27 protein-coding genes and 2 tRNA genes are annotated in these 25576 nt (G+C 36.1%); 14 read left to right on the forward strand and 15 right to left on the reverse strand.

From position 1 onward, the window contains the following. The first annotated feature begins 79 nt into the window (after window positions 1-79). Window positions 80-310, forward strand: a complete 231-nt coding sequence (locus tag AC2A07_RS10585; RefSeq protein ID WP_484050359.1) for a hypothetical protein — start codon at window positions 80-82, stop codon at window positions 308-310. Window positions 311-426: 116 nt separating this feature from the next. On the opposite strand, the gene AC2A07_RS10590 is transcribed toward AC2A07_RS10585, so the two are convergent. Continuing rightward, window positions 427-831, reverse strand: a complete 405-nt coding sequence (locus tag AC2A07_RS10590) for a helix-turn-helix transcriptional regulator (RefSeq protein WP_484050360.1) — start codon at window positions 829-831, stop codon at window positions 427-429. A gap of 301 nt (window positions 832-1132) precedes the next feature. Beyond that, window positions 1133-1203 (reverse strand) — tRNA-Gln (locus AC2A07_RS10595). 216 nt (window positions 1204-1419) lie between these two features. Between AC2A07_RS10595 and AC2A07_RS10600 the strand changes: the two genes are divergently transcribed. Beyond that, window positions 1420-2382, forward strand: coding sequence for a beta-1,6-N-acetylglucosaminyltransferase (locus tag AC2A07_RS10600; RefSeq protein ID WP_484050361.1), 963 nt, complete (start codon window positions 1420-1422; stop codon window positions 2380-2382). A 565-nt stretch (window positions 2383-2947) separates the two neighbouring features. On the opposite strand, the gene AC2A07_RS10605 is transcribed toward AC2A07_RS10600, so the two are convergent. Further along, on the reverse strand, window positions 2948-3445 hold the full coding sequence (locus AC2A07_RS10605; RefSeq protein WP_484050362.1) for a YagU family protein: 498 nt from the start codon (window positions 3443-3445) through the stop codon (window positions 2948-2950). A 541-nt stretch (window positions 3446-3986) separates the two neighbouring features. On the opposite strand from AC2A07_RS10605, the gene AC2A07_RS10610 reads away from it, so the two are divergent. The 7 genes from AC2A07_RS10610 (at window position 3987) to AC2A07_RS10640 (ending at window position 9255) form a co-directional block, all read left to right on the forward strand. Then, window positions 3987-5618: a hypothetical protein gene (locus AC2A07_RS10610; protein ID WP_484050363.1), complete on the forward strand. Its 1632-nt coding sequence runs from the start codon at window positions 3987-3989 to the stop codon at window positions 5616-5618. A 14-nt stretch (window positions 5619-5632) separates the two neighbouring features. Then, on the forward strand, window positions 5633-6205 hold the full coding sequence (locus AC2A07_RS10615) for a DUF6705 family protein (RefSeq protein WP_314495166.1): 573 nt from the start codon (window positions 5633-5635) through the stop codon (window positions 6203-6205). A 28-nt stretch (window positions 6206-6233) separates the two neighbouring features. Beyond that, window positions 6234-6890 carry a hypothetical protein gene (locus tag AC2A07_RS10620; protein ID WP_484050364.1) on the forward strand — a complete coding sequence of 219 codons (657 nt, stop codon included), beginning with the start codon at window positions 6234-6236 and terminating at the stop codon, window positions 6888-6890. 19 nt (window positions 6891-6909) lie between these two features. After that, complete coding sequence (locus AC2A07_RS10625) at window positions 6910-7476, forward strand: DUF6705 family protein (protein ID WP_314495158.1); 567 nt, start codon at window positions 6910-6912, stop codon at window positions 7474-7476. A 290-nt stretch (window positions 7477-7766) separates the two neighbouring features. Next, window positions 7767-8192, forward strand: a complete 426-nt coding sequence (locus AC2A07_RS10630; RefSeq protein WP_484050365.1) for a hypothetical protein — start codon at window positions 7767-7769, stop codon at window positions 8190-8192. Window positions 8193-8212: 20 nt separating this feature from the next. Next, window positions 8213-8785 (forward strand): DUF6705 family protein, encoded by a 573-nt coding sequence (locus AC2A07_RS10635; RefSeq protein WP_484050366.1) that lies wholly within the window; start codon window positions 8213-8215, stop codon window positions 8783-8785. Between the two features lie 290 nt (window positions 8786-9075). Further along, a complete protein-coding gene (locus AC2A07_RS10640; protein ID WP_484050367.1) occupies window positions 9076-9255 on the forward strand; it encodes a hypothetical protein in 180 nt (59 codons plus the stop codon). A 295-nt stretch (window positions 9256-9550) separates the two neighbouring features. On the opposite strand, the gene AC2A07_RS10645 is transcribed toward AC2A07_RS10640, so the two are convergent. Continuing rightward, window positions 9551-9621, reverse strand: a tRNA-Gln gene (locus AC2A07_RS10645). Window positions 9622-9719: 98 nt separating this feature from the next. Here AC2A07_RS10645 and AC2A07_RS10650 point away from each other — a divergent pair. From AC2A07_RS10650 to AC2A07_RS10665, 4 genes are all read left to right on the forward strand, one after another. After that, window positions 9720-10754 carry an AMP-binding protein gene (locus AC2A07_RS10650; RefSeq protein ID WP_484050380.1) on the forward strand — a complete coding sequence of 345 codons (1035 nt, stop codon included), beginning with the start codon at window positions 9720-9722 and terminating at the stop codon, window positions 10752-10754. Between the two features lie 91 nt (window positions 10755-10845). Next, window positions 10846-11238 (forward strand): alternative ribosome rescue aminoacyl-tRNA hydrolase ArfB, encoded by a 393-nt coding sequence (arfB, locus tag AC2A07_RS10655; protein WP_484050368.1) that lies wholly within the window; start codon window positions 10846-10848, stop codon window positions 11236-11238. A gap of 48 nt (window positions 11239-11286) precedes the next feature. After that, the gene (locus AC2A07_RS10660) at window positions 11287-11955 is read left to right on the forward strand and encodes a hypothetical protein (RefSeq protein WP_484050369.1); all 669 of its coding nucleotides are present in this window, start codon (window positions 11287-11289) and stop codon (window positions 11953-11955) included. A gap of 27 nt (window positions 11956-11982) precedes the next feature. Further along, window positions 11983-12954 carry a deoxyhypusine synthase family protein gene (locus tag AC2A07_RS10665; protein ID WP_314495146.1) on the forward strand — a complete coding sequence of 324 codons (972 nt, stop codon included), beginning with the start codon at window positions 11983-11985 and terminating at the stop codon, window positions 12952-12954. 218 nt (window positions 12955-13172) lie between these two features. Here the strand turns inward: AC2A07_RS10665 and AC2A07_RS10670 are convergent, their stop codons facing one another. Together AC2A07_RS10670 and AC2A07_RS10675 are read right to left on the reverse strand one after the other, a co-directional pair. Continuing rightward, entirely contained in the window at window positions 13173-13319 is a 147-nt protein-coding gene (locus AC2A07_RS10670) for a hypothetical protein (RefSeq protein WP_484050370.1), read from the reverse strand. A gap of 204 nt (window positions 13320-13523) precedes the next feature. Then, the gene (locus AC2A07_RS10675; protein WP_484050371.1) at window positions 13524-14315 is read right to left on the reverse strand and encodes a glucose 1-dehydrogenase; all 792 of its coding nucleotides are present in this window, start codon (window positions 14313-14315) and stop codon (window positions 13524-13526) included. Window positions 14316-14504: 189 nt separating this feature from the next. On the opposite strand from AC2A07_RS10675, the gene AC2A07_RS10680 reads away from it, so the two are divergent. After that, window positions 14505-14801 (forward strand): methylated-DNA--[protein]-cysteine S-methyltransferase, encoded by a 297-nt coding sequence (locus AC2A07_RS10680; RefSeq protein ID WP_314495141.1) that lies wholly within the window; start codon window positions 14505-14507, stop codon window positions 14799-14801. Here AC2A07_RS10680 and AC2A07_RS10685 read toward each other — a convergent pair. The 9 genes from AC2A07_RS10685 to AC2A07_RS10725 form a co-directional block, all read right to left on the reverse strand. Then, window positions 14772-15554, reverse strand: a complete 783-nt coding sequence (locus AC2A07_RS10685; RefSeq protein ID WP_484050372.1) for a hypothetical protein — start codon at window positions 15552-15554, stop codon at window positions 14772-14774. The genes AC2A07_RS10680 and AC2A07_RS10685 overlap by 30 nt on opposite strands. 2 nt (window positions 15555-15556) lie before the next feature. Further along, window positions 15557-15919 carry a hypothetical protein gene (locus AC2A07_RS10690; protein WP_314495137.1) on the reverse strand — a complete coding sequence of 121 codons (363 nt, stop codon included), beginning with the start codon at window positions 15917-15919 and terminating at the stop codon, window positions 15557-15559. Window positions 15920-15931: 12 nt separating this feature from the next. Next, window positions 15932-16486, reverse strand: coding sequence for a LemA family protein (locus tag AC2A07_RS10695; protein ID WP_484050373.1), 555 nt, complete (start codon window positions 16484-16486; stop codon window positions 15932-15934). Window positions 16487-16497: 11 nt separating this feature from the next. Then, a complete protein-coding gene (locus AC2A07_RS10700) occupies window positions 16498-17556 on the reverse strand; it encodes a hypothetical protein (RefSeq protein ID WP_484050374.1) in 1059 nt (352 codons plus the stop codon). Window positions 17557-17891: 335 nt separating this feature from the next. Further along, window positions 17892-19784, reverse strand: a complete 1893-nt coding sequence (gene htpG, locus AC2A07_RS10705) for a molecular chaperone HtpG (protein ID WP_484050375.1) — start codon at window positions 19782-19784, stop codon at window positions 17892-17894. Between the two features lie 211 nt (window positions 19785-19995). Beyond that, window positions 19996-21003 (reverse strand): recombinase RecA, encoded by a 1008-nt coding sequence (recA, locus tag AC2A07_RS10710; protein ID WP_314495131.1) that lies wholly within the window; start codon window positions 21001-21003, stop codon window positions 19996-19998. A 514-nt stretch (window positions 21004-21517) separates the two neighbouring features. Next, on the reverse strand, window positions 21518-22714 hold the full coding sequence (locus AC2A07_RS10715) for an oxygenase MpaB family protein (protein WP_484050376.1): 1197 nt from the start codon (window positions 22712-22714) through the stop codon (window positions 21518-21520). Between the two features lie 123 nt (window positions 22715-22837). After that, window positions 22838-25039: a reprolysin-like metallopeptidase gene (locus AC2A07_RS10720; protein ID WP_484050377.1), complete on the reverse strand. Its 2202-nt coding sequence runs from the start codon at window positions 25037-25039 to the stop codon at window positions 22838-22840. 7 nt (window positions 25040-25046) lie between these two features. Beyond that, window positions 25047-25505 carry a hypothetical protein gene (locus AC2A07_RS10725; protein WP_484050378.1) on the reverse strand — a complete coding sequence of 153 codons (459 nt, stop codon included), beginning with the start codon at window positions 25503-25505 and terminating at the stop codon, window positions 25047-25049. Window positions 25506-25576: the final 71 nt, after the last annotated feature.

A 25576-nucleotide genomic window follows, 5' to 3' on the forward strand; every position in this document is an offset into this window, starting at 1 on the left:
TGAATATGAAAAAATAATATACTTGATTATCATTTTGTATTAATACTATTAATTTATATAGTTTTTAAAGTTCAAGAATGTGAAGAATATTAAACATATTGTATTAACCTTAATAAATGAGAGAGCTGATAATTGTAGTGGTCAAGCTTTCAATGATAACCTGTTTATAAATGTTATTAATGAATTATCTATTGATTTCCATCCCGATGGTAAATGGTCCAAATTTCCTAATATATGGGAAGAAGATATTAACTGTATAGATAAATATATGGATAAAATGCAATTTAGAGAAAAAGAAGGATTGTACTAAACCTAATATAAAGGTCGATAAATTTTTTAGAAAATATAAGAATCTGTATATTAAATAGCTTACATTCGAATATCAGATTAAACTGCATTTACTAAATAATATAACAAAAAAGTCAGTTATTTTTTAATTAGCTTCTCAAACCTTGCCATCATATCATCTTTCTCTTTCAGCATACGTTCATAGAGAGCAATTTTATCCTCATGAAGTTGTATCAGTTTATCAATCGGCTGAAATATCGGATGGTTATTATAAACAGATCCATTGTCATGATTGGTAATTGTATTCGCAATAATATGTATCGCTGACTGCTCATCGAAGTTCTGAATAGCTTCTACGGGAACCTTTAAAACTTCAGATATTTTTTGAAGTAAAGTATCGTCAATTATATCTTTCTGCTCCAACAGAGAAACTTTCTTTTGATTCCATTCTTCACCCAGATCAAAAGCCAGAGCTTCCTGTTTGATGCCCAGCATTTCTCTAAATCGTTTGATATTTCTTCCCTGATGTATTTTATGCTCCATAATAAATCAATTTTCTGAAAGCTTTTGGTTAAGCCATTTGTGTTGATAAAATTTTGAAAGGTAAAGTTAAAAAATATCCTGTAAAATATCATTTTTGATCTCGATTCTTTAAGAAAACATGATGGAATAGAAAAAAGCAAAGATAAATGCAACAGATTCAGTATGGTCTAACCTGCGATAAAAGAATGGTTAAATAATGTACTGCCTAATCATTATCATTACAAACCCTTATACTTCAACTCAAAAATAATGATTTATAAAAAAAACAGGAGAAACGATAATAATCATTTCTCCTGATAAGTAGACCCACAGGGATTCGAACCCCAACTGATGGTACCAAAAACCAGAGTGCTACCGTTACACCATGGGTCTGTTTTATTTTAGTGGTGCAAATCTATTAAATTTTTCTAAAACCGCAAAAGAAATATGAAGTTTTTTTAAATTAAAATTAATGCATAAAAATAATCCGGTAGTTCTTTTACAAATCTCATCATCATACTGTTGTTTTATTATCGTAAATTGAGAAAAATGTCTATTAATACTTTATAAAATAAGTTGTAAGCATTCATAATTTTAAAATAATATAAAATGAAAAATGTTTGCATCAGTGAAGATGGTACTCCTGTTAAGAACAGCGCACCCACAAAATCAATAAGTATTGCCTATCTGGTATTGGTTCATCGTTTACCTGACCAGTTCAAAAAACTTTTCAGCGCTATTTATGATTCAGCGAATTTCTATCTCATTCATATTGACAAAAAAGCAGGCAGTGAAATAGAGGAGGAGGTCAGCGTATTTCTTAAAGAGTACCCAAACGTACATATCCTGGATAGCGAAAATGTCATATGGGGCGGCTATAGTATGGTTCAGGCTGAGCTGGACGGAATGAAATATCTTCTGGAGATGAATGAAAAATGGGATTACTTTATCAACCTGAGCGGTCAGGATTTTCCTTTAAAATCACAGGAAATTATTAAAAACTTCTTATCGGAAAACTACGGTAACAGCTATATAAAAATTGCCGATCAGAAAAAGATCAGACCCGAAACCATGAACCGGATTGAGAATTATTTTGAAGAATCAGAAAATGAGATTTCAGATAAAACCCATAAACGAGATTTCATGGAAGGGGTTATTCCTTATATCGGAGGACAGTGGATGATTCTCACAAGAAATTGCTGTGAATTTCTGATCAATGATGAAGAGGTGAAAAAGTTTGAAAAATATTATTTCAATACATTAATTGCAGACGAATCTTTTTTTCAAACCGTTCTGATGAACACTTCGTTCAGTGGAACTCTGGTAGATGATGATAAAAGAGCCATAATCTGGATTCCGGACGGCGATATTAAACTGCGCCCAAAAACTTTCACAGAAACAGATTTAGGCTTTCTTCTGGAAGGCGGGCATCTTTTCGCCGGAAAATTTGATGATACTGTTGATGCAGGAATTATTGAGCGTATTAGGAAATATTATCACCAACCTTTAAAACAGCTGGTGGGAATTGAAGATCTTAAAAAGAATATTCTGACTGGTGATCATCTGAACTGATACCACATTAATAATACATATTGTTACGTCAGTATTTTCCCTTTTAAAATGCAATTTTAACTTAGAGTGATTGCTGACTGATGGTCTAGAATCCAGATTGTGATATTGATGCTGTGAATCAGTTGATGCCTGTATAAGGTAATTTTTATTCATTGATAAGGTTCTTAAGCTTTTCCCTGAGGAGCATACTTAAAACCTGTCTAAACTTTTTTGTAAAAAAGTTCAATTCTTATTTTTGGACTTTCACTTTCTGAAAAGCTTAAACAGGTTTCCTCTTTAAATATATTTATGAATGTCCGTTTTTAATCATAACACTAAGATCATTAGTCTTTTTGTTATTAAATACGTCGAATCTTCAATTTTCGGAGGAATCTAAACTGCTTTATTACAGTGTGTTGAGATTCCTGCGGAATGACAAACAAACCGTTAAAACTAAGTTATTACTAATTACGGACATTTTTCATATATCACAGTAAAGTTGTCATGTAAAACTGTTAATTACTTTATTTTCAGCACCACAAAATCTTAAAATTATCAATCTACCTTATACTTCTTGGAGCTTGACTTAGATGTTTTTAGAAGTACTTTTACTGTAAATCCTGATGATTTCTATCGACCATGCCCAAATGATATGTCCGAAAAACTCAGATAGGTGCTCTTCCCAGGGTTGGTCTGCGGGAGATGGTATCGTTCCTAAAGCAGGCATAATGATCACATGAAATAAGATATAAATAATAATACCGTACAGAGCACCGTAACCGGTGGTGATCCATTTGAAACGCTCACTCATCCGATAATACAGCCATGCAAAGAAAAAGCTAAATCCAAAGTGAACGATAATGCTGAAAAGAGGTCTTGCGTTTTCGTTAAAATAGTAAGAAAAATGAGAGATATCTTTACTTGCACCTAACTGTTCCAGAATAGTTTGTGGCGGATTGGTCTCATCTCTTACAGGAGTTCTTGGCGGAAAGGGAACTTCCCAGCCAAATTTTACAATTGCAGATAAGAAACCTCCTAACAGTGTTGATTTTACAAGTTGTAGGGATTCGTAATTCTTTTTCATCAGTAAATGTTTTTTTATGTTCGCTGATTTGTGCTGAATTTTTTGATAATAAGAAGAGCTAAACAAGGTTTTAAAAACATTGAAGCTCCGAATATTACAACTGATGCAGCAACTTAATGACAATTTACAATAAATTTAAGAATTACTGAAAAAAGCATATTTTAAAAAGTGGTGGTGAATTAAGTAGCATAAGATGGTGCTGTGTTTATGAGGGAAGACATTAACTCATTAATCAATTAGTGTTGAGCCTTGAAATATTTGGTCAGGATTGATTGATGGCTGAAAACACCTGTAGATAGAAAGAGTTAAAAAGAATCTGAAATATATATTGAAATTTTTATCAGATAGATATCACTCTAAAACCTTCCTGCCTAATCAATCTAAAAGAGAAAATTTAGTAGTAAATATAATAGGAAATGGTTTTTCATAGCACTGATTGTCTTTATATCAGTAAAATGACAATTGGGAAATGATTTTTTTTCAAGAAAATTTTAATAATTAATAAAAAGAATTATTTTTACAACCAAAATAACACAATCAAATGAGAAACAAATTTATTTTGTGGTTGTCTTTACTGATAGCCATTAGTATCACTTTCCATTCCTGTAGAACTGATTTAGAAGCAATAGTAAAACACAATGAAGAAAAATCAGGAGAACACATTCATCAAAAAATCAGTACAGGTATTTTTCAAAAAGAGACTTTTTTGAGTGGGGTCAATGACTTTAAAAGAACAAAAAATCCCTTATCTGGCAAAAGCAGTGCGAACACTGATTATCTAAGAAGATTCTTTATTGACGAGACTTCCATTTACAAAATGGATGTCAACAACACTCAGACCTATGCTTTACGAGCGTATAATATTTTTGAAAACCCGGAAACCGTTTACAATCTTGTTTATAGAAAAAATGCCAATGATGTAGCATTTTCAATTGTTAAGATTTTAGATAACGAGCTAATTCCTGTATATGATTCTCAGAAAGGCATTGTAACAAAAATAAATAATCCATCCACAGCAAGAATATGTTCAGATTTTTATTCCATAGAAATATGGCATTGTAAAGAGGGGCAGTCATGGTCACAATGCGATAAGTGCGCTCAATGTCTTTTCACCAGTTCAGGCTATACTTCTTATGAATGCGGAGGTGGCGGTGGCGGAAGTACAGGAGGAGGCGGAAGTTTCCCAGGAGGTGGTGACAATGGCGGAGGCGGTGGAGGAACAGGATTGTATGACCCGAGCGGCTACACTTTTGACCCTAATATTCCCCCCACAATTGAACCATCCTACGTAAGAGCAGCAAGAGCGGGTAGCTTTTTCCACTCACAAACCGATCAGGCAAAATCCTGGGCTGTAGAGCATGCTGATATTTATTGTAACATTTTAGAATATTATCTTGACCATATCCCACCTTTATCTCCTCCGCAAAATAGCTATTATCAAGATTTTGCTAATTTTGCGATACAGGTTTTTATGGAAAACCCTAATCTGACATGGGAGCAGTTTTATGATCAAATTGTTAACAATCCCTGTACAAAAACGAAAGCTATTTTAACAAATCCGCAAGTTCAGGCAAAAATCAATGAACTTAAAACACAATCTACTGCCGGTGGTGAAAAAGGAGTCAAGTTTAAAACAGACGGCACACCTTCTGCTACGATAACAGGAGGTGCCCACAGTGTAAATTTTGGTGACAAAACAGGATATGCAGGAGCATATCACAACCATACTCCGACAGGTATTCCGATGCTTTCGCCTCCGGATATTGATCAATTATTAGGATTTGCAAGAGCGCAGCCTACTTCTAATCCTGCAAATGTAAACAACGCTTTTATGGGAATGGTCGCACCAAATGGAATGCATTATGTTATTTGGTTTAACGGAACCTATCAGGATGCTTTGACTAATTTCTCACAAGAACAATTGAATACTTTTAATATTGATTATCGAATATTAAAGAATGATTTAGTGGAACCAATTTTAAATGGAACTACATATGTTAATAGTAATGGTTTAATAAATAATGCAGGTGTTGAAAAATTGTTCTTTGAGACACTAAAAAATATGGGTTTAGAAGGTAAAGTAAATTTACAAAGAATCGAAAGTGATGGCACAGTAAAAATAGTAAGTCTTAATAGTAGCAATCAACCAACTTCATCAACATGCTCACAATAATTAAAATATTCAATATGAAAACAATAAATATTAAAACAATAATTCTTTTTAGTTTTTTCATAAGTTTTTTATCTTGTAAAGCACAGACAATACCTTTGAATACACCTTTGAAAGATATTCCAGCCAATGCACATAAAAAAGATTTAAATAATGAATTACCTCCATATGAAGGAATTTACAAAGCTACTTTTAATGGAAAAGAAATTACACTATATATTACAAAAGTTGAAAATGTTTTACAAAAAAGTTCTTTAAAAAATTATTATTCGGATATTTTAGATATTCAATATATAGTTAAAAACTCTTCTGGAGAAGTACTTCAAGACACGAAAAACAATAGTAATTCTCAAATTAAATTATTTAGTATTAAGCCAAGACCTGATATAAATTCCATTATTTTCTATTACAGTGGAACAAATTGTCGCGTAGGCTGGGGAGATATTATTTTAAAAAAAATAAGCACAACTCAATTATCTTGGGAATATCACCCCGATGATATAATTATAGATAGTAGTAGATGCCCAAGTGGAACGGATATTAATATTTACCTTCCTGAAACCAAAGATTTGCTTTTTACAAAACAGTAAAATAATTTTCTAAATCAAGAAACGAATAGTGAAAATTGGTCCTAATACAAATCTAGTATTAGAAACGAACAACCCTGTAGTAAACGAAAACACATTAGAAAATCTGAAAGTTCGGAAAAAAATCAACGAACTTAAAACACAATCTACTGCAGGTGGTGAAAAAGGAGTAAAGTTTAAAACAGACGGCACATCTTCTGCTACGATAACAGGAGGTGTCCACAGTGTAAATTTTGGTGACAAAACAGGATATGCAGGAGCATATCACAACCATACTCCGACAGGTATTCCGATGCTTTCTCCTCCGGATATAGATCAATTATTAGGATTTGCAAGAGCGCAACCTACTTCTGATCCTGCAAATGTAAATAACGCTTTTATGGGAATGGTTGCACCAAATGGAATGCATTATGTTATTTGGTTTAACGGAACTTATCAGGATGCTTTGACGAATTTCTCTCAGGAGCAATTGAACGAATATATTGATAGATACCAAACTAGATACGGAATGCAAAAACCCTCTACAGGTGATATGAGTAATGAAGCAATTGAACGATTTTTTTTCAAAGCGCTTAAAGATATGGGATTAGATGGTAAAATTAATTTACAAAGAATAGAAAATGATGGAACTATAAAAACAATAAATAAAAATACTGACGGAACAACAACCACTACGACTTGTCCTTAATATCTTAAAAAGAAAAAATATGAAAAATATAAAATATTTAATTTTATTCGTTATTTCAATTTCGTGCAAAGCACAACAAACCTATCCTCTTAATACAGATTTTGAAGAAATTCCACAAGGCTCTTATATAAAAGATTTAAATAACGAATTAAGTCCTTATGTAGGAGAGTATAAAGCTTATTTTCAAGGAAATGAAATAAAATTATTCATTAACAAGGAAACAATGAGATTTTTTAAATCATTAAATATTTATCAGGACGCACTGTCTATAAGATATATTGTTAAAAATTCAGCAGGAAATATTCTTCAAGATACACAAAGTATGATTTTTCAGCCTAATCAACTTCTACACACAATATATAGTCGAGGAACTTATCCTAGTAAAGGCATCGTATGGTTTAATTATGGTGGAACAAATTGTGGTGTAGGCTTTGGAGGTATTGAATTAAAAAAAATTAGCTCCACTCAAATCTCATGGGAATATCGACCTAATGATATTATTCTTGATTATACTAAATGCCCACAAGGAACAAATATCAATATTTATCTTCCTGAAACCAAAGATTTGATTTTTACAAAACAGTAAAATAATTCTCTAAATCAAGAAACGAATAGTAAAAATTGTGCCGAATACAAATCCAGTATTATAAACGAACAACCCTTTTATAAACGAAAAACATATTAGAAAATCCGCTAGTTCAGGCAAAAATCAATGAACTTAAAACACAATCTACTGCCGGTGGTGAAAAAGGATTAAAGTTTAAAACAGACGGCACACCTTCTGCTACAATAACAGGAGGTGCCCACAGTGTAAATTTTGGTGACAAAACAGGATATGCAGGAGCATATCATAACCATACTCCGACAGGTATTCCGATGCTCTCGCCTCCGGATATTGATCAATTATTAGGATTTGCAAGAGCGCAACCTACTTCTAATCCTGCAAATGTAAATAACGCTTTTATGGGAATGGTCGCACCAAATGGAATGCATTATGTTATTTGGTTTAACGGAACTTATCAGGATGCTTTGACGAATTTTTCACAAGAACAATTAGACTTATTTTCAGATAAATATAGAGATTCTTCAAGGGATTTAAAAGAACCTATTTTAAACGGAACCAAATATATTGATAGCAATGGTGAAATAAACAATTTAGGATTAGAAACTTTATTTTTTGAAACATTAAAAGAAATGGGATTAGATGGAAAAGTAAACCTTCAAAGAATAGAAAGTGACGGAACTGTGAAAATTATTGGCTTAAATGTTAGTAATCAGCCAGTTTCAATAATTTGTTCATGATTAATTAAAATTATAATACAGTGATAAATTTAAAAAAAATTATACTATTTAGCTTTTTTACAAGTAATATCTGTTGCAAAGCACAATCACAGACCTTACCATTGATTACAGCTACAGCAAGGATCCCCAATAATGCTCATGTAAAAGATTTCAACAATGAATTAACACCGTATATAGGTGTCTACAAAGCTAACTTTCAGGGAAAAGAAATCACCTTATTTATTACAAAAGAAGATGATAGACTGGTAAACTATGGTAATCAAAAATTCTATAGAGATGCTTTAGTCGTAAAATATATCGTTAAAAACTCTGCGGGAACTATTTTACAGGATACAAAGAACAATAATCTTCCTAAAATTTATATATATAGCACGAAAATTAGGTCAACTGATTACGCCGTACTACTTACCTATAGTGGTACTAATTGCCGTGTCGGCTGGGGGGATATTATTTTAAAAAAAATAAGCACTACTCAATTATCTTGGGAATATCGTCCTGATGATATAATTATAGATAGTAGTAGATGCCCAAGTGGAACTGATATTAATATTTATCTTCCTGAAACCAAAGATTTGATTTTTACAAAACAGTAAAATAATTCTCTAAATCAAGAAACGAATTGTAAAAATTGTGCCGAATACAAATCCAGTATTATAAACGAACAACCCTTTTATAAACGAAAAACATATTAGAAAATCCGCTAGTTCAGGCAAAAATCAATGAACTTAAAACACAATCTACTGCCGGTGGTGAAAAAGGATTAAAGTTTAAAACAGACGGCACACCTTCTGCTACGATAACAGGAGGTGCCCACAGTGTAAATTTTGGTGACAAAACAGGATATGCAGGAGCATATCACAACCATACTCCGACAGGTATTCCGATGCTCTCGCCTCCGGATATAGATCAATTATTAGGATTTGCAAGAGCGCAGCCTGCTTCTAATCCTGCAAATGTAAACAACGCTTTTATGGGAATGGTTGCACCAAATGAAATGCATTATGTTATTTGGTTTAACGGAATTTATCAGGATGCTTTGACGAATTTTCACAGGAACAATTAGACTTATTTTCAGATAAATATAGAGATTCTTCAAGGGATTTAAAAGAACCTATCTTAAACGGAACCAAATATATTGATAGCAATGGTGAAATAAACAATTTAGGACTAGAAACTTTATTTTTTGAAACATTAAAAGAAATGGGATTAGATGGAAAAGTAAACCTTCGAAGAATAGAAATTGACGGAACTGTGAAAATTATTGGCTTGTATTGATTCACTGCATTTTAGATTATCAGTGATTTAGAAGATGTTAAAAAAAAAGAGAAACGATCAAACTGATCATTTCTCCTTAAATGTAGACCCACAGGGATTCGAACCCCAACTGATGGTACCAAAAACCAGAGTGCTACCGTTACACCATGGGTCTGTATTATTTAGTGATGCAAATTTACAGTTTTTTTGCTTACTTGCAAATCATTTTTTAATTTTTCTTTACATTTACACGACAATTCAATGGCCGGAAATATGCTGCTCAACTTCAATAATCTCGAAATTAATAATTTACATCCTCAAACAGAATTTGAAAAAAAAATATTTTTTTTTCTTAAAGAATGGCTTTCGGATTCTGAAAAGGTGCAGGTACAGACCTCCGGTTCCACAGGCGTGCCCAAAATATTTGAAATTGAGAAAAGCAAAATGCTCAATTCAGCGAAAATGACCTGTGATTTCTTAGGACTCAAAAACGGTGATAACGCTTTGGTCTGTCTCCCGGTCGAATATATTTCCGGTAAAATGATGGTCGTACGTTCATTTGAACGTAAACTGAAGCTTACGGTTTCTGAACCATTGCTAAAGCCTTTAGAACATATAAAGGATGAAGTCGATTTTTGTGCGATGACGCCTTTGCAGGTTGAAAATTCTTTAGACCGGATCTTTCTGGTTAAAAATTTAATTATTGGCGGAGCTGCCGTTTCAGAATCCCTCAAGTTGAAAATCTATGATTCTCTGAAGAATTCCGGCGGTTCAACTACAGTCTATGAAACATACGGAATGTCTGAGACCCTTTCCCATATTGCTCTGAAAGAAATTTATCCTCATTATGACAAGTATTTTACCGCTTTTGAAAATGTTTCGGTTTCTAAAGATGAGAGAGGCTGTCTGCAGATTTTTGCACCCGCTCTGAATGATGATGTTTTACAGACAAATGATCTGGTTGAAATAAATAATGTCAATACTTTTAGGTTTCTAGGAAGAATTGATCATGTGATCAATTCCGGCGGAGCAAAAATATTTCCTGAAGAGCTTGAAAGTCTGGTAAAAAAAGAAATTGCAAATGAGGTTGTTTTTCTGGGAATAAAGGATGAGAGCCTTGGACAAAAACTGATTGCGGTCATTGAGGGGAAAGAGTCGGATGACGTTCTCAAAAAGATCAGCGAAATTCATTTTGAGAAAAACTTTCACAGGCCAAAACAGATTATCTTTGTTGATGAAATTCCAAGGACGGCGAATGGAAAGCTGAACAGGATCGAACTGCGAAAAGGACTGGAGACTCACGATTGATTTTAATGTACAATTCACCACCCACCATGTCTCTGTTTTTCTTTGCAAAATTAAACTGTCCCTTCGAAGAAGGATTTAAAAATGCCACACTATGAAAGATTTCTCAAAAGAACTGAATTTTAAAACTTCCCGGAGCAGTGGAGCAGGCGGACAAAACGTGAATAAAGTGGAGACTGCAGTGACCGTTACGTGGAAAGTTTCTGATTCCGAATTTTTTCATGAAAGACAAAAAGAGATGATCTCTGAAAAACTGAAAAACAGGATCAACCTTGAAGGGTTTCTCTTTCTCAGTGTTTCTGAGAGCAGAACACAGCTTCAAAATAAAAAGATCGCAGTCGAAAAAATTCTTGATTTGGTAGATAAAGCTTTAATCATTCCAAAATTCAGAGCTAAGACAAGGCCCACAAGATCCTCAGTCGAGAAACGCATTCAGCAGAAAAAACAGAATTCAGATAAAAAAGAAAACAGGCGGTTTAAGTTTTAATTCTCTGTGTTTGGAAAAAAATAGTATTTTTGCCGGAAATTAATAACAATGTTTAAAAAACTACTATTTTCTGGAGTATTCATGATCCCGTTTTTATTTTCAGCACAGGGAGGAACTCTAAGATCAGAGCCCAGAATTTCGATCATTCCTTCTGTTGGGTATGCCTGGCGACTTGCAAAAATGCCGTCAGGAATTTCAAGAGAAACCAGAGATTATATCAAAGGTCTGAAAACAGGTGTAAATGTAGATGTTTCTGCCTATTATCATCTCAGGGGAAATGGTGCTGTTGGTATAAAATATTCAAACTACATGGCTTCGAGCGACGGAAGGCTGACTGTTCAGGATTTTAACGGACAAAATGTTTCTGCATTTGTCACGACCAAAGATAACATCAGTTTTGTCGGGCCTTCTTATATGTTTTCTAATTTTAAAGAGGATACAAAACACAAACTGTTTTATGATATTGCATTGGGAGTCATTACATATACTACTAAAACGGGTTCTGTAAAAGGGACAGGTTCCAATCTGGGTTTAGAGGCTAATTTTGCCTATCAGTATGCGATTACCAACCATGTTTTTATAGGTCCAAAATTAGGTCTGACAGGCGGGACACTCAGTAAGATGAAATATAATGGTACAACAGTGAATTTCGGCGAAGACGAAAAAGAAGGTCTAAGCAGACTTTCTTTAAGTGCAGCGGCAACTTTCCGTTTTTAAATTTTATCTTTGTAAAAAAATAAAATAATGAGCAAACCGATTACTGAGTTCATAGAAAAATATTATCTGCATTTTAATGCAGCGGCTTTGGTAGACGCATCAAAAGGATATGTGGCACACCTTAAAGAAGGAGGGAAAATGATGATTACTTTGGCGGGAGCAATGTCAACTGCTGAATTAGGTAAAATTTTAGCTGAAATGATCCGTCAGGATAAAGTGGATTTCATTTCATGTACCGGTGCTAACTTAGAAGAAGACCTTATGAATCTTGTTGCGCATTCTCACTACGAAAGAGTGCCGCATTACAGAGATCTTACCGCTCAGGATGAATGGGATCTGTTGGAAAGAGGATTAAACAGAGTGACCGATACCTGTATTCCTGAAGAAGAAGCATTCAGAAGACTGCAGAAGCATATTGTAGAAATCTGGAAAGATGCTGAAGCAAAAGGGGAGAGATATTTTCCGCATGAATTCATGTATAAAATGATCCTTTCAGGAGTCTTGGAGCAGTATTATGAAATTCCGAGAGAAAATTCATGGATGATTGCTGCTGCCGAGAAAAACCTTCCGATTGTTGTTCCGGGATGGGAAGACTCTACAATGGGGAATATTTTTGCATCCTACTGTATCAAAGGAGAGCTTACAGCAACAACAATGAAATCAGGGATTGAATACATGACCTACTTAGCAGACTGGTATACTAAAAACTCATCAGGGAAGGGCGTAGGGTTCTTCCAGATCGGTGGAGGTATTGCGGGCGATTTCCCGATCTGTGTAGTGCCGATGCTGTATCAGGATATGGAAATGCATGACATTCCATTCTGGTCTTACTTCTGCCAGATCTCAGATTCTACCACTTCATATGGGTCATATTCAGGTGCTGTGCCAAATGAGAAAATCACATGGGGAAAACTGGATATCACAACACCTAAATTTATTGTTGAAAGTGATGCAACCATTTGTGCTCCATTGATGTTTTCGTATATCTTAGAAAATTAATAAAAAAAGAAAGACGAAAGTCTGATAAATCGATAAAAGCGTTCCGGATTCCGGAGCGTTTTTTATTTATGATGAGTTTAATGATCAAAATAATTCATTGGTTTGCTGTCTCAGACAGATGATTAATAAAAATCTGTACAGTACGGGAGATCTGTAGGAGTAATAACTTATTTATTTCCTACTGCAGAATACATCTATTTTATATTCTCGTATCTTTTTCAATCCAGAGAATTGGTCAGTACAAAATAACGGTATGCCAGAATACCTTTCTGTAATCTGGTCAGTTTAGTCGGGTCTTTATCACTTAATTTAGGTAAAACCGTTTTGTTGATTTTATTCAGCATTCTGAAAATGGACTTTTTCATAATCTTTGGATTTAGGTGTATGTCATTCAAAAATGATGCAACATTTAATAAAATGAAAATCTAAATCTCAGTCTTAGTACATTTCAGCTAGATTAAAATAAAAAAAAATGCCCGCATTTAAGCAGACATCATAATTTACCATTAAAATAATTAATTATATATATCATTACCAATTACTCATTACCCATTACTCATCACCAATATCTATGAGTTTCCATACATATTCGATTCCCCGCCGTCAATAGCGATCACCTGTCCTGAAACATATCCGTTTTCATCACTTAGAAGATAAGCCACTAAGCTTCCGACGTCTTTTGGATCACCCAGCCTTCGGGTAGGGTTTCTTGATGCATATTCTGTTTCAGCCGCTTTAGGGTCAGATGGATTAACCTGATTAAATGCCTCTGCAACCATAGGCGTTAAAATGGCTCCCGGAGCAATTGCGTTGGTTAAAATATTGTCTTTTCCGTATTCAAGAGCTGCGTTTTTGGTCATCCCTGCTACCGCATGCTTCGTGGCAACATAAGCAGTTTGATTGATAACCCCTCTGATACCTCCTACAGAAGCTACATTGACGATTCTTCCACCTCCGTTTTTCTGTAGTTCAGGAATGACATATTTCATTCCGTAATAGACTCCAAGGAGGTTGATATCGATTACTTTTTTGAAAACATCGATATCATATTCAATCAGTGGAGCCTGCTTCCCTTCGATTCCTGCATTATTGTAAAGACCGTCAACCTTACCGAATTCTTTCACAGTCTGATCAACATAATTTTTTACATTTTCTTCTACAGAAACATCTGCAGTTACCGTTAAGAATTTCCTTTCGGGATACTTTGACTGCAATTCCGATTTCGCTGTATGTAATGCTTCATCATTATAATCCACCAAAGCAAGATCAGCCCCCTGAGAAGCTAAGACATCTGCTGCGGCCAATCCAAGACCCATTCCTGCTCCTGTTACAATAATTACTTTTCCTTTTAAATTTGCCATAATTTTGATATTGGTTTCATTGCTTCAATTTACAACAATCGTACCCTGCTCATCTTAATATATGATAAGTTTTTGTTAAACTTAAAAGCGTCAGTAGTATCATCCATTTTTAAATAATAGATTTTTCAATCATTATTTTATTTCAGAAACTGAGCTAATTTCTTACATTTGATGATCAAATCTAAAAGGATGAATGAAATATTCAGGCAGCAGGTCTGGGAAATAACCCGTTTGGTTCCTAAAGGTAAAGTGACCAGTTATGGAGCGATTGCCAAAGCTGTAGGTTTCCCCAACCATTCCCGACACGTAGGGAAAGCAATGGGCGGTTGCCCGAAAGATGTTCCGGCACACCGCGTAATTTCAAGCTCCGGTACCCTGTCTGTGCCTGAATTTCAGGAAAGGCTCGAAGCGGAAGGGATTGAAGTGGAAAATTTCAGAATAAAGAATTTCAAAAAATTATTTTGGAATCCGCTTACTGAACTTTGATAGTCTGATTTTTTCTTTTGAAGTTCCTTTCTTTATAGGTAAAGGCCGGGTAAAAAGCATTTTGAAATAACCGATCAGTGCAGGGATGAGCAGGGTTACAAATAAACTGCAGATTCCCAGTGCCCATATCGGCATATCATCTTTTCTGCCCTGAAAATATTCCCATATTACCCATGAAAGGATGCCGATAAAGAACAGCATTGCGCCAGGGAAAACAATATAGGTAATAAGTCCTGCCACCAGCTTCCAGATCCAGGCAAGATCCCGGTCGAGTGCATAGAAGACAACCGCAACAAGAGCTACAGTAAAAAAAAGGAAAAAGACCAGCACAATTCCTGTAAGTAATTTCTGTTCACCAAAGCTTAGGTTTCTCACCTCTTTCTCACCTTCCTGATAAGATACTTTAATTGTCTTTCCGATTTCAATAGGGGTACTTGTACCGTAGCCAATGGATTTTTGTATAGTTTTATTCTGATCACTTTTAAATTCAACAACAGCAATAGCATTAGGCCCGGAATCTGCATCACCTTCCGTATAATCATACTTCACTACTTTAGCCTCGTATTTTTTACTGAAAAGATAAGAATATGCCGTCGAACCGACTATGTCACCAAGGAAAAAGAACATAGATGAAATAAGAAGAACAACCAATGTCGGTAAAATAAAATAGACGACTGAAACTTTTTCTCCATTTCTTCTTTTCTTGAGAAACAGCAATACTAAAATGATTAGGGTAAAAATCAATGGGTACATGGCTATGACTTTTTAGTTTTAAAATCCTTCAGCTGAGAAACGTCTTTCATAAAGTTAATCACTTCTTTCTGATTGAACAGTGCAAATACCGAAACAAACGATAGAATGACAAGATAGATCAGTGCCAGTTTTAGCTTTTCTGTTTCAATAAATGCTGAAAAAAAGACAACCGGCATGAAGACGATGATGGAAAGTCCATAGGTCAGAATAATGTACTGAACAATATTTTTCAGAAATGGAATTTTTTTTACAAGGCTGTAAATGACAAAGATTCCGACCGTAAATACGGGAAAGCCTATCGCCATACTGCCCCAGAATTTTCTGGAATTCACAAATTCTCCAAAAATGCCTAAATCGATAACCATTTTAATTTTGTTTTAAAGTTGGATTTTTTTTAATTCTTTTTCAGCTTCTGAAAACTGGAGCATTTCCATTTTTTTGTAATTCATCAGTTTTGCAAAGATGACATCCGGGAAAACCTGAATTCCCGTATTGTATAAATTAACCGATTCATTGAAATATTCTCTCCGGTCAGCAATCATATTTTCAAGATCGGTCAGCCGCATCTGCAGGCTCAGAAAAGAAGAGGCAGCTTTTATATCAGGATAATTTTCAATAGATAAAAAAACAGATTTCAGATTGCCGTCAATTTGCCCGGCTAACTTTACTTTTTCATTGGTGCTTCCTGCCTCCCTGTACCGTGACCGGAGAGCTACCAGTTCTTTAAGTGTCGTATTTTCATACAGCGCTGTTGCCTTAACCACTTCGACCAGATTGGGAATCTCGTCTGCGCGCTGTTTTAATATAACATCAATATTTGAAAACGATTTATCCACATTATTTCTTGTGATAACGATCTGGTTGTATGCTTTAACCAGAAATGTGACAAGTGCCACAATGATGATGATAAAGATAAGAAGTGAGATGAGCATTCAGTTTAATTTTAATTGAAAAAATCGAAAGGGTTTTTACTGAAATTTTCTTTCCAGTGAACAGATTCAATCGTGAGCCGGGTTCCGCTTATTCTGACAGGCACTAAAATGATGAATGCTGAAACTAAGGCGATGCATAATAAAGTTACAACAGATCTCAGTTTTAGAGGTCTCCATTTATTCGCAAAATTAACCAATTCCAGCGGTGCCATTCCGAAAAGCTTTTTATGCTCATCATATCTGAAAATCGTTTTTGCATCATCATAGAACGCCTGTCCGATCATAAGTATCTCCGTCTTTTCATCAAGAATAAATTCCCGGTAACGTTCACTGCTGCTTTCCCTTTCGGTCGCCGGGGAAAAACTGATCCAATCCAGCTTTTCAGGCTCCACTTCGATGCTTCCGGTGTCATCCTGGAGCAGAAACCGGTGCAGTTCCTGTCTTCTTTTAATTTCTCTGTACGATCTGCTTGTCCTCCCGTCATCGTCTGTTGATTCGCTGACCTCATCTACGGTATAAATATAACCAATACAGGTTGTTGAAGAAAGAGGAGAAACGACGCTTGTAACAGCTTTAGGTCTGCCGCAAATTTCTGCAGTTCCCATTGCGACGCTTCTTATTTTTGAAGTAGGAAGATTTCTCTGGTAAAAAAAGAAACGGTTTTTATTACTCGGTAAAATTGAACTGATGATAATGATGAAGAAAATGATGAACATGGAATAAATTCCAAAATAAAAGAACGCCAGGTAGATAAACACAATTCCGAAGCCGCTCAGTATGATTTTCCAGACAGGTTTTTTTTGGGCTCTCGCTTCTCTGAAACTGTCTGCAACGGACTGAATTCCTTTTGTGATCATGGCAATAATTGCAAGAACAAAGACAGAGATAAAAAGTCCGGCAAATATCCATCCGGATTGTTGCGGAAATAAAAAATATCCGGCAGCTACAATTGCAGGATCTGCCAGGAACATGATCCAGCCCGGTTTGAGTTTTACTTCAAATAAGCCTGATAGAATGAAAGTATGAAAAAGTGCAATCCCCAGACTAAAAACCATTAGAAAAGGAAGCATTTGTATTGTTATTTCAAACATTTGAACTTGGTGTATTTACAAATGTAAGATTTTTAGGAACAGGATAAATACTAAAATCCATTAAACGTGAAAAGTTTCGTCAACGGCGTTGTAAGAATTATTTGAGTGCTGAATACTGAAAAAAGACACAACCGCCTGAACCAGAAACACCTTAATGTTTATAAATGACCGTCAGGGATGGGTAACTGTAAAACCGTCTGAAATTGAATGGTCAGTTCTCTTAATAGGAACAGTGTAATTTTAAAAACAGAACCGCCGGAGCCAAGGGCTCCGCCGGTTCTGTTAGGCTTAAACTTTCAATGTTTAATCGAAATCTACTTCTCCAGTTGCTTATAGCTTCTCTGGATAAAATCGGTAAGGTCTTTTCCTTTCAGTAAATTCTGAGAGAGTTTAGCCAGGTCAAGTGCGTGCCTGATTAAGCCTTCCTTGCTTTCTGTATCGTCAGTTTTCAGAATCTGACTGGCAAATTCACTGTTGGAATTCACAACCAGATTATACATCTCAGGGAAACCTCCCATTCCGAACATTCCACCGCCTCCGGTTGCCTGCATATCTTTCATTCTACGCATAAACTCAGGCTGGGTAATTGTGAATGGAGCGTCTGTGCTGTCCAGGTCTTCTACCTGAACGGTGAATTTTGTATCTTTGATAGACTCTTCCACATTTTTCTTCAGTGACTCCTTTTCAGTTTCATCAAGTTTAGAGATTGCAGGTTCGTCTTTTTTGATCAGGTTATTGATATGATCAGCATCTACTCTAGCAAAAGAAATCTTTTCTTTTGAAGTTTCCAATTTCTGAATCAGATGCGAAACGATCGGTGAATCCAACAATAAAACTTCGTAGCCCTTATCCTTCGCAGACTGGATGTAAGAATGCTGTTCGTCAGCGTTGGTAGCATAGAGGATTACCAGATTTCCGTCTTTGTCGGTTTGAGTTGGTTTGATTTTTTCTTCCAATTCGTTCCAAAGGAAATATTTTCCGTCAGTGGTTGGGTACAGCGCAAATTTATCAGATTTTTCAAAGAATTTATCTTCAGAAATCATTCCGTATTCGATGACGATTTTGATGTCGTTCCACTTCTTATCGTAATCTTCACGGTTTTCGTTGATCAGGGAAGCCATTTTATCGGCTACTTTCTTGGTGATGTAAGAAGAAATTTTCTTTACTGCGCCGTCTGCCTGCAGATAAGAACGGGATACATTCAAAGGGATATCCGGAGAATCGATCACTCCTCTTAGTAACATCAGGAAGTCAGGAACAATTCCTTTCACCTCATCAGTTACAAAAACCTGATTCTGGTATAACTGAATTTTATCTTTTTCAATATTTAAATTATTCGCCAGTTTTGGGAAATATAGAACTCCCGTTAAATTGAAGGGATAGTCAACATTCAGGTGAATATTAAATAAAGGCTCCTCAAACTGCATCGGATACAATTCATGGTAAAAAGCTTTATAATCCTCATCCTTTAGTTCACTTGGAGATTTAGTCCACGCCGGAGTCGGGTTATTGACAATATTGTCTATCTCAACAGTTTCTGCTACTGCATCTTCAGCAGCGTCTTCCGGTAATGGTAGTGTTTCCGTTTTTGTTCCGAATTTAATAGGAACAGGCATGAATTTGTTGTATTTCATCAACAGTTCACGGATTTTCGCTTCTTCAAGGAATTCTGTAGAATCTTCTGCAATGTGAAGAATGATCTCTGTCCCTCTATCAGTTTTTGCAGTTGTTTCTTCCAAAGTGAATTCAGGGCTTCCGTCACAAATCCAGTGAACAGCAGGCTCATCTTTGAAAGATTTGGAAATAATTTCTACTTTTTCTGCAACCATAAAAGCAGAGTAGAACCCTAAACCAAAGTGTCCGATAATTCCAGAATCTTTCGCTGAATCTTTATATTTGTCTAAGAATTCTTCAGCTCCCGAAAACGCAACCTGATTGATGTACTTTTCAACTTCTTCGGCAGTCATTCCCAATCCCTGGTCGATGATGTAGAGTTTTTTGTTTTCTTTGTCGATTTTCACCTCAATTTTCGGGTCTCCGTAATCTACCTTTGCCTCTCCGATGTTGGTAAGGTGTTTTAGTTTAAGAGTCGCATCAGTTGCGTTGGAAATTAATTCTCTTAAAAATATTTCGTGGTCGCTGTATAAAAACTTTTTAATCAACGGAAAAATATTTTCCACCGAAACATTGATATTTCCTTTTGTCATTTTTATGAATTTTTAAATTTGGTTATAAAATCTCAAAACAGATACCATTGAAAAGAAAGTGACAGATTGGCATTTTATTTTCAGATTCTCTTCAGGAAATTAAGAAATTCTGTACAATTATTCACTTTGTGTGGTAATCTTTACAGGTCTGGTTAGACTCTACAAAAAAAGACAGCCGAGAGGCTGTCTTATCTGTAAAGTAATAAAAAAATTACTTTTTATTATTGATGATTTCTTCTTTTACTTTTCCTTCAAGCTCTTCGGCTAATTCAGGGTTGTCCTTTAAAAGGTCTCTTACTCCGTCACGACCCTGACCTAATTTGGTCTCACCGTAGCTGAACCATGAACCGCTTTTCTTCACAATTCCCAAATCAACGGCCGTATCAAGGATTTCACCTGTTTTGGAAACACCTTCTCCGTACATAATGTCAAATTCTGCCATTTTGAAAGGTGGAGCTACTTTGTTTTTTACAATCTTTACTTTCACACGGCTTCCAACAGCTTCATCACCATTTTTGATCGGAGCACTTGCTTTTCTGATATCTACTCTTACTGATGCGTAGAATTTCAAAGCATTACCTCCGGTAGTGGTTTCAGGATTTCCGAACATTACTCCGATTTTTTCTCTCAACTGGTTGATGAAAATAACCGTACATTTTGTTCTTGAAATGGTTGCCGTCAGTTTTCTTAAAGCCTGAGACATCAGTCTTGCATGAAGACCCATTTTAGAATCTCCCATTTCCCCCTCGATCTCCGCTTTTGGAGTCAGTGCTGCCACAGAGTCAATCACAACGATGTCAATTGCTCCTGAACGGATCAGGTTATCAGCAATTTCCAAAGCCTGCTCACCATTGTCCGGCTGTGAAATAATCAGGTTTTCAAGATCAATTCCTAATTTTCCTGCATACCCTCTGTCAAATGCGTGCTCAGCATCAATAAAAGCGGCAATTCCACCTGCTTTCTGAGCTTCAGCTATTGCGTGAAGGGTCAACGTTGTTTTACCGGAAGATTCAGGTCCGTAGATCTCTATAATTCTTCCCCTCGGATATCCGCCAACGCCCAATGCGATGTCCAATCCCAGCGACCCGGAAGGAATGACTTCGATCGTCGTGTCAATTGCACTGTCACCAAGTGTCATGACCGTTCCTTTTCCGTATGTTTTATCTAGCTTGTCAAGCACCAATGCAAGCGCTTTTTTCTTATCATCTATGTTGCTCATATCGTATTAAAATAATTTATCAAAAATACATAATTTAAATTTTAAAAGCTAATATTATTTATTTTCGGAAGTCGTTTTTAACGTTAAATAATGATAAATTTTTTTGATACAAAATAAAAAAGTGATGAGGGATCCAGTATTTAATGACAAGTGCTTACCGTTGATATTTAGGAGCTTAATCCCGCTTTCTGCTGTATCTTTTTCCTCCGCCTTCTTTTTGCAAAGCCCTTTCGGAAAAAGGATGCCGCGGCAATCGGGGCTAATAATCTGTTCCGTTTAAAACATTTTTTTAGATCATGTTTTGAACATTCATTCTGCCTCCCGAAATGTTTTTTGAATCGTTCTATTATCTGTGACAGTAATTCCCTTTGTGAGGAGGGGAGATTCGAACGGACATCGAAGACGGGTGATTTTTAGCCCCGATTGAACGGCATGTCTGAGCTCTTTTCTTATTTTCGCACGGCGAAATAAGAAAAAGCGAGTAGTGAAAGCGGGATCAGGCTCCTGAAAAAAATTAATGAAAATTAGAACTTTGGGTAACCCGCAGGTAATCTTCCAAAACCTTCATCTGGTCTTTGTTGCCCTTTTTTATACGCGCTTCACGGCTGACCGTAGAATCATATATTTTGTTGATGATCCTTTTCGTAACCGGAAACCCTTTTCTAAATGGCACATCAGGAATGCGGAGTCTTTTGCAGACTTCGTGATCCAGCAGAAACCATGTACAGCAGATGTGCAGGTAACGGAGGTTTTTTCTCTGAAATGAATACTTCAAAATAGGATTTTCTAAAGATTCATTCAGTAAAGAATGTGCAAGCAGGATCGAATCCTCATCGGCTGGTGGCTGTATGGAAGTCCAGAGGTAAAAATATTCTGTTGCCTGTTTCTTATCGTTTGGCAGAAGTTCTTCAGGGATTCCCAAAAGGTAACCTATGTATTTCCAAAGGTGAAAATGCCCTTTTTCTTCCTTATCAGAAATCGTGTTGCCCAATTTTTTGAGACTGTGTAAAAATACAAGACTGAAGCCAATATAGGTAGCCATCATATCCCATGAATTGATAGGCTCTCCCCAGTTTTCTGTATCCCAGCTTTTATAGTGTTTTTTGACAGACAGCCTGGCATACGAGTGGATCAGTCGCGTTTTTATAGCAAATTCATACCCTTTTTTATGGATTTCCAAAGCATCGTACCGGGTCACATTGACCCAGAAATCCAAGGTTTCCGACAGTCGTTTTACGGCCCCTTTTTTAAGGGCTTCTGTCACGATGAGCGGCTTGTTGAGGTATGCATAATCATAACCGCCGATAAGGCAGTAATCACGCAGGGAAATGAGAGAATCGATATTGCTTCTCATACAGAGTTCTGCACCGAACCTCAGAAGGCTGTCATCAAGCCAGTGAGGAACTTCCTGTGTCTGACTGAAAAGTTTTTTTACGCTCTCCGGAACATCATCATTCTCTGAAACCCCATTTCGGATATAATGCTCAATCTGCCGTGAAGCTTCGCTGTATTTTTGAGTAAAATAAACATCTTTCACAACCGCATCACCCAATACATCTACATGATGAAAATACTTAGAAAATTTTTCAAAATCAGTAAAACTCACCTGTGCTCCGGAAAAATCAATCAACTGTTTTCCGTTGCCGTTTTTCCAAAAATCTTTGAAATGTTGTGAATCTTTAAATCTGGGTTCCATAATGATCCTATCCATAGTGTTATAAAAGTAAGGATTCTGGATGTAAATATCTTTTTTAATCTGGATTAAAATTATGATTTTTATCAAAAAAAAAGAGGTCTGGAAATTCCAGACCTCTGCCACTTGGTATTAATAATTTTATTTTTGAATAATCAGTTTTTCGTTATAACTTTTACCATTCTCCAACTGTACGGTAATGACATAATTCCCGGTTTGGAAACCATCTGTTCTGATTTGGGTATTTCCTTTGATCTCTCCGGATTTCACAAGTTTTCCTGACAGGTCATATATTAAATATTTTCCGGAGTCAGATTGATTTTTCATTCTGATATTGATCTCATCTTTTACAGGGTTCGGGAATATTGAAAAAATGTTTTTGTCAACTTCAGAAGTAGCTAAGAAACCTGTTACTGAGAAGTAAGAAGGGTTCAGTGCAAAATAGATATTCCCAAGCGCTTTAACCATAATTCTTGCAGATGCAATATTCTCATTAGGCAGATTGACTGTTGCAGAACCGTTATTCGGCACACTGGCAGCTAAAACCGTATTGAATGTTGCTCCATTGTCTTTAGACAGCAGTATGGTAACATTTTGGGTATTGATGGTTCCTGTATTGGTTCCTGCAACGTTCCAGGTTACGGTGACAGGTGTAGCTGCACTATATGCCGTATTCGTCGTTTGAGAAGTAACGTTGAAAGGGCCGTCGTTGGTTACTGTTACGATCATTGCATCATTGGCTGACTGATTTCCTGTCGCTTTGTTGTCATTAACGAGCAGTGAAAAATTTAATGTTCTTGCAACGCTCGGGGTAACTTCCCACTTAGGGACTAAATTATTAGTCAGTACAGAAGTCATGTTTGGAAAATATCTGGTCGGAGAAGTCGTTGGCAACACCGATCTGTAAACAGGCCCAGCCGTAGCAGTAGAAACCGGTGGCTGTGTATTGCTTTGTCGGTCGTACTGCTCCCATAAATAGGTGATGGGATCATTATTAGGATCTGTGCCGGTCCCTGTCAGTGCAAATGCAGTTCCCTTCGGAATAATGTAATCAGCTCCGGCGTTGGCTGTAGGAACAAGATTGTTATTAGGGGTTTTAACGGAGCAGTCAGAACTTCTTCTGATAACAGTATACATTTCAGCAACATTTGCTGCATGAAAATATGAGTTACTGTTGTTTTGAACGTTGTTATTGGATCCGCAGATTCCAGCGTATGCCATGATCGTACTTCCGCTTCCCGGTTCATACGCGGTATTGGTATTTGCATTGCCGCTGCATGATCCTGTATTTGCTCTGAAGGTATGATTGCCTCCAAATTGATGTCCGATTTCATGGGCTACATAATCAATATCAAAAGGGTCTCCCACCGGAGCACCTGATCCTGTTACTCCACCGGCTTTGTTGCTTGTGCATATCGAACCTAAATAAGCAACTCCGCCACCTCCTGTGCTGAAAACGTGACCTATATCATAGTTTGAAGATCCTATAATACCATCGACGGTATTCTGGTTTTCAGTTAACATAGCAGAGCCATCGTTATTGGTATAAGGATCGGTTGCTCCGTTGGTATATACCAAAAGATCGTTATTGGCGACCATGACCATGGTTGATGATATTGTTTTTTCATAGACCCCATTTACCCGTGTCATGCTGACAGCCATTGCGCTCATCGCACCTGCAACCGTTCCACCATGAAATGTCGTGTATTCCCCGGTTGCGGCTAATGCCAGTCTGTATGTTCTGAACTGTCCGTCAGTAACTAATGGAGCTTTTTGATCTGATCCTGTACCCGAAATGCTTTTTTGATCTAATGCATCTTCCACATGACATTCAAAGAGTCTGTCGTTCTTTGGCAAATCTTTTCTTCTGTATAGAATAAAAGAAGAATTATCTTTCGTGTAACTGTCCATGTAGCTTACCTCCCAACCGTCAAAATACATCACGCTTACCCCATTTTGTGGTGTTACACTGAAGCGGATAGTATTGGAAGAATTTCCTTTCTCCCAGCCGGTGTATGATCGGATATCCTGAAATTTTGCCTGTAATGCAGGTTCCATTACCGAAGCTTCCTGGATAATATAGCTTCTCATATTACCGTCAGCATCAGGAAATTTAATGACTAAGTTTTCATTCCCTGAAAAACGTTGTGGGGCTTTTTTTAAATCATTTTTTATCTTCTCAATGTCAAGTTGATATAATGAAAAAGTTGTTGGAGTGGTCCATCTGGGTCTTAGTTCATCGGTAGTATTGGTATTCCGGTTGAGCTTTGTCCAGTAGTTCTGTTGTGCGAAACTCAGAACAGCAAGCAGCAGAAAAGAGAGTGTAAAGGTTTTTTTTTGCATGATTTTATTATTTATGATCATATTTGATAATGATGTTTTTGAAAGTTATTTTCTCGTTCAGCTTTATAAGAACATGAGTTGAGTCCTTTGTTTGATGACTGACATTAGGATTGTCAAATTCTTTGATATACACATAAAGAATGCTTTTTTGAAGTCTTATTGAGTCAATGGAAATGTCATTATCATTTGTTACTTTGGGGTGTATAACGATATAGATCTCGTTATCTGAAACTGTTGGAATAGGGGAGAGTCTCTTTCCAATACTGTGCTGATGAATAATTTTATAAACATCATCCATTTTTTGCTGGGAATCGATGACAAGAAAAGCTTCTTTCGTCAAAGAAAAAGGATAATGGTTTTTATCCTCAAACTGAATTTCCCTTTGGTTGATGTGGGCGCCATTGCTCATCTGAGACTGACAGTTGTAAAGGATGGGAATTAAAAAATACAAGAGATATTTTTTCATCGGAATGTTTAGTATAAAATTAATAATTTATACCACACGGAAAAATATTTTAACAAAAAAATCCGCTTTCT

Source organism: Chryseobacterium sp. HNCC26DJ238 (assembly GCF_057180465.1).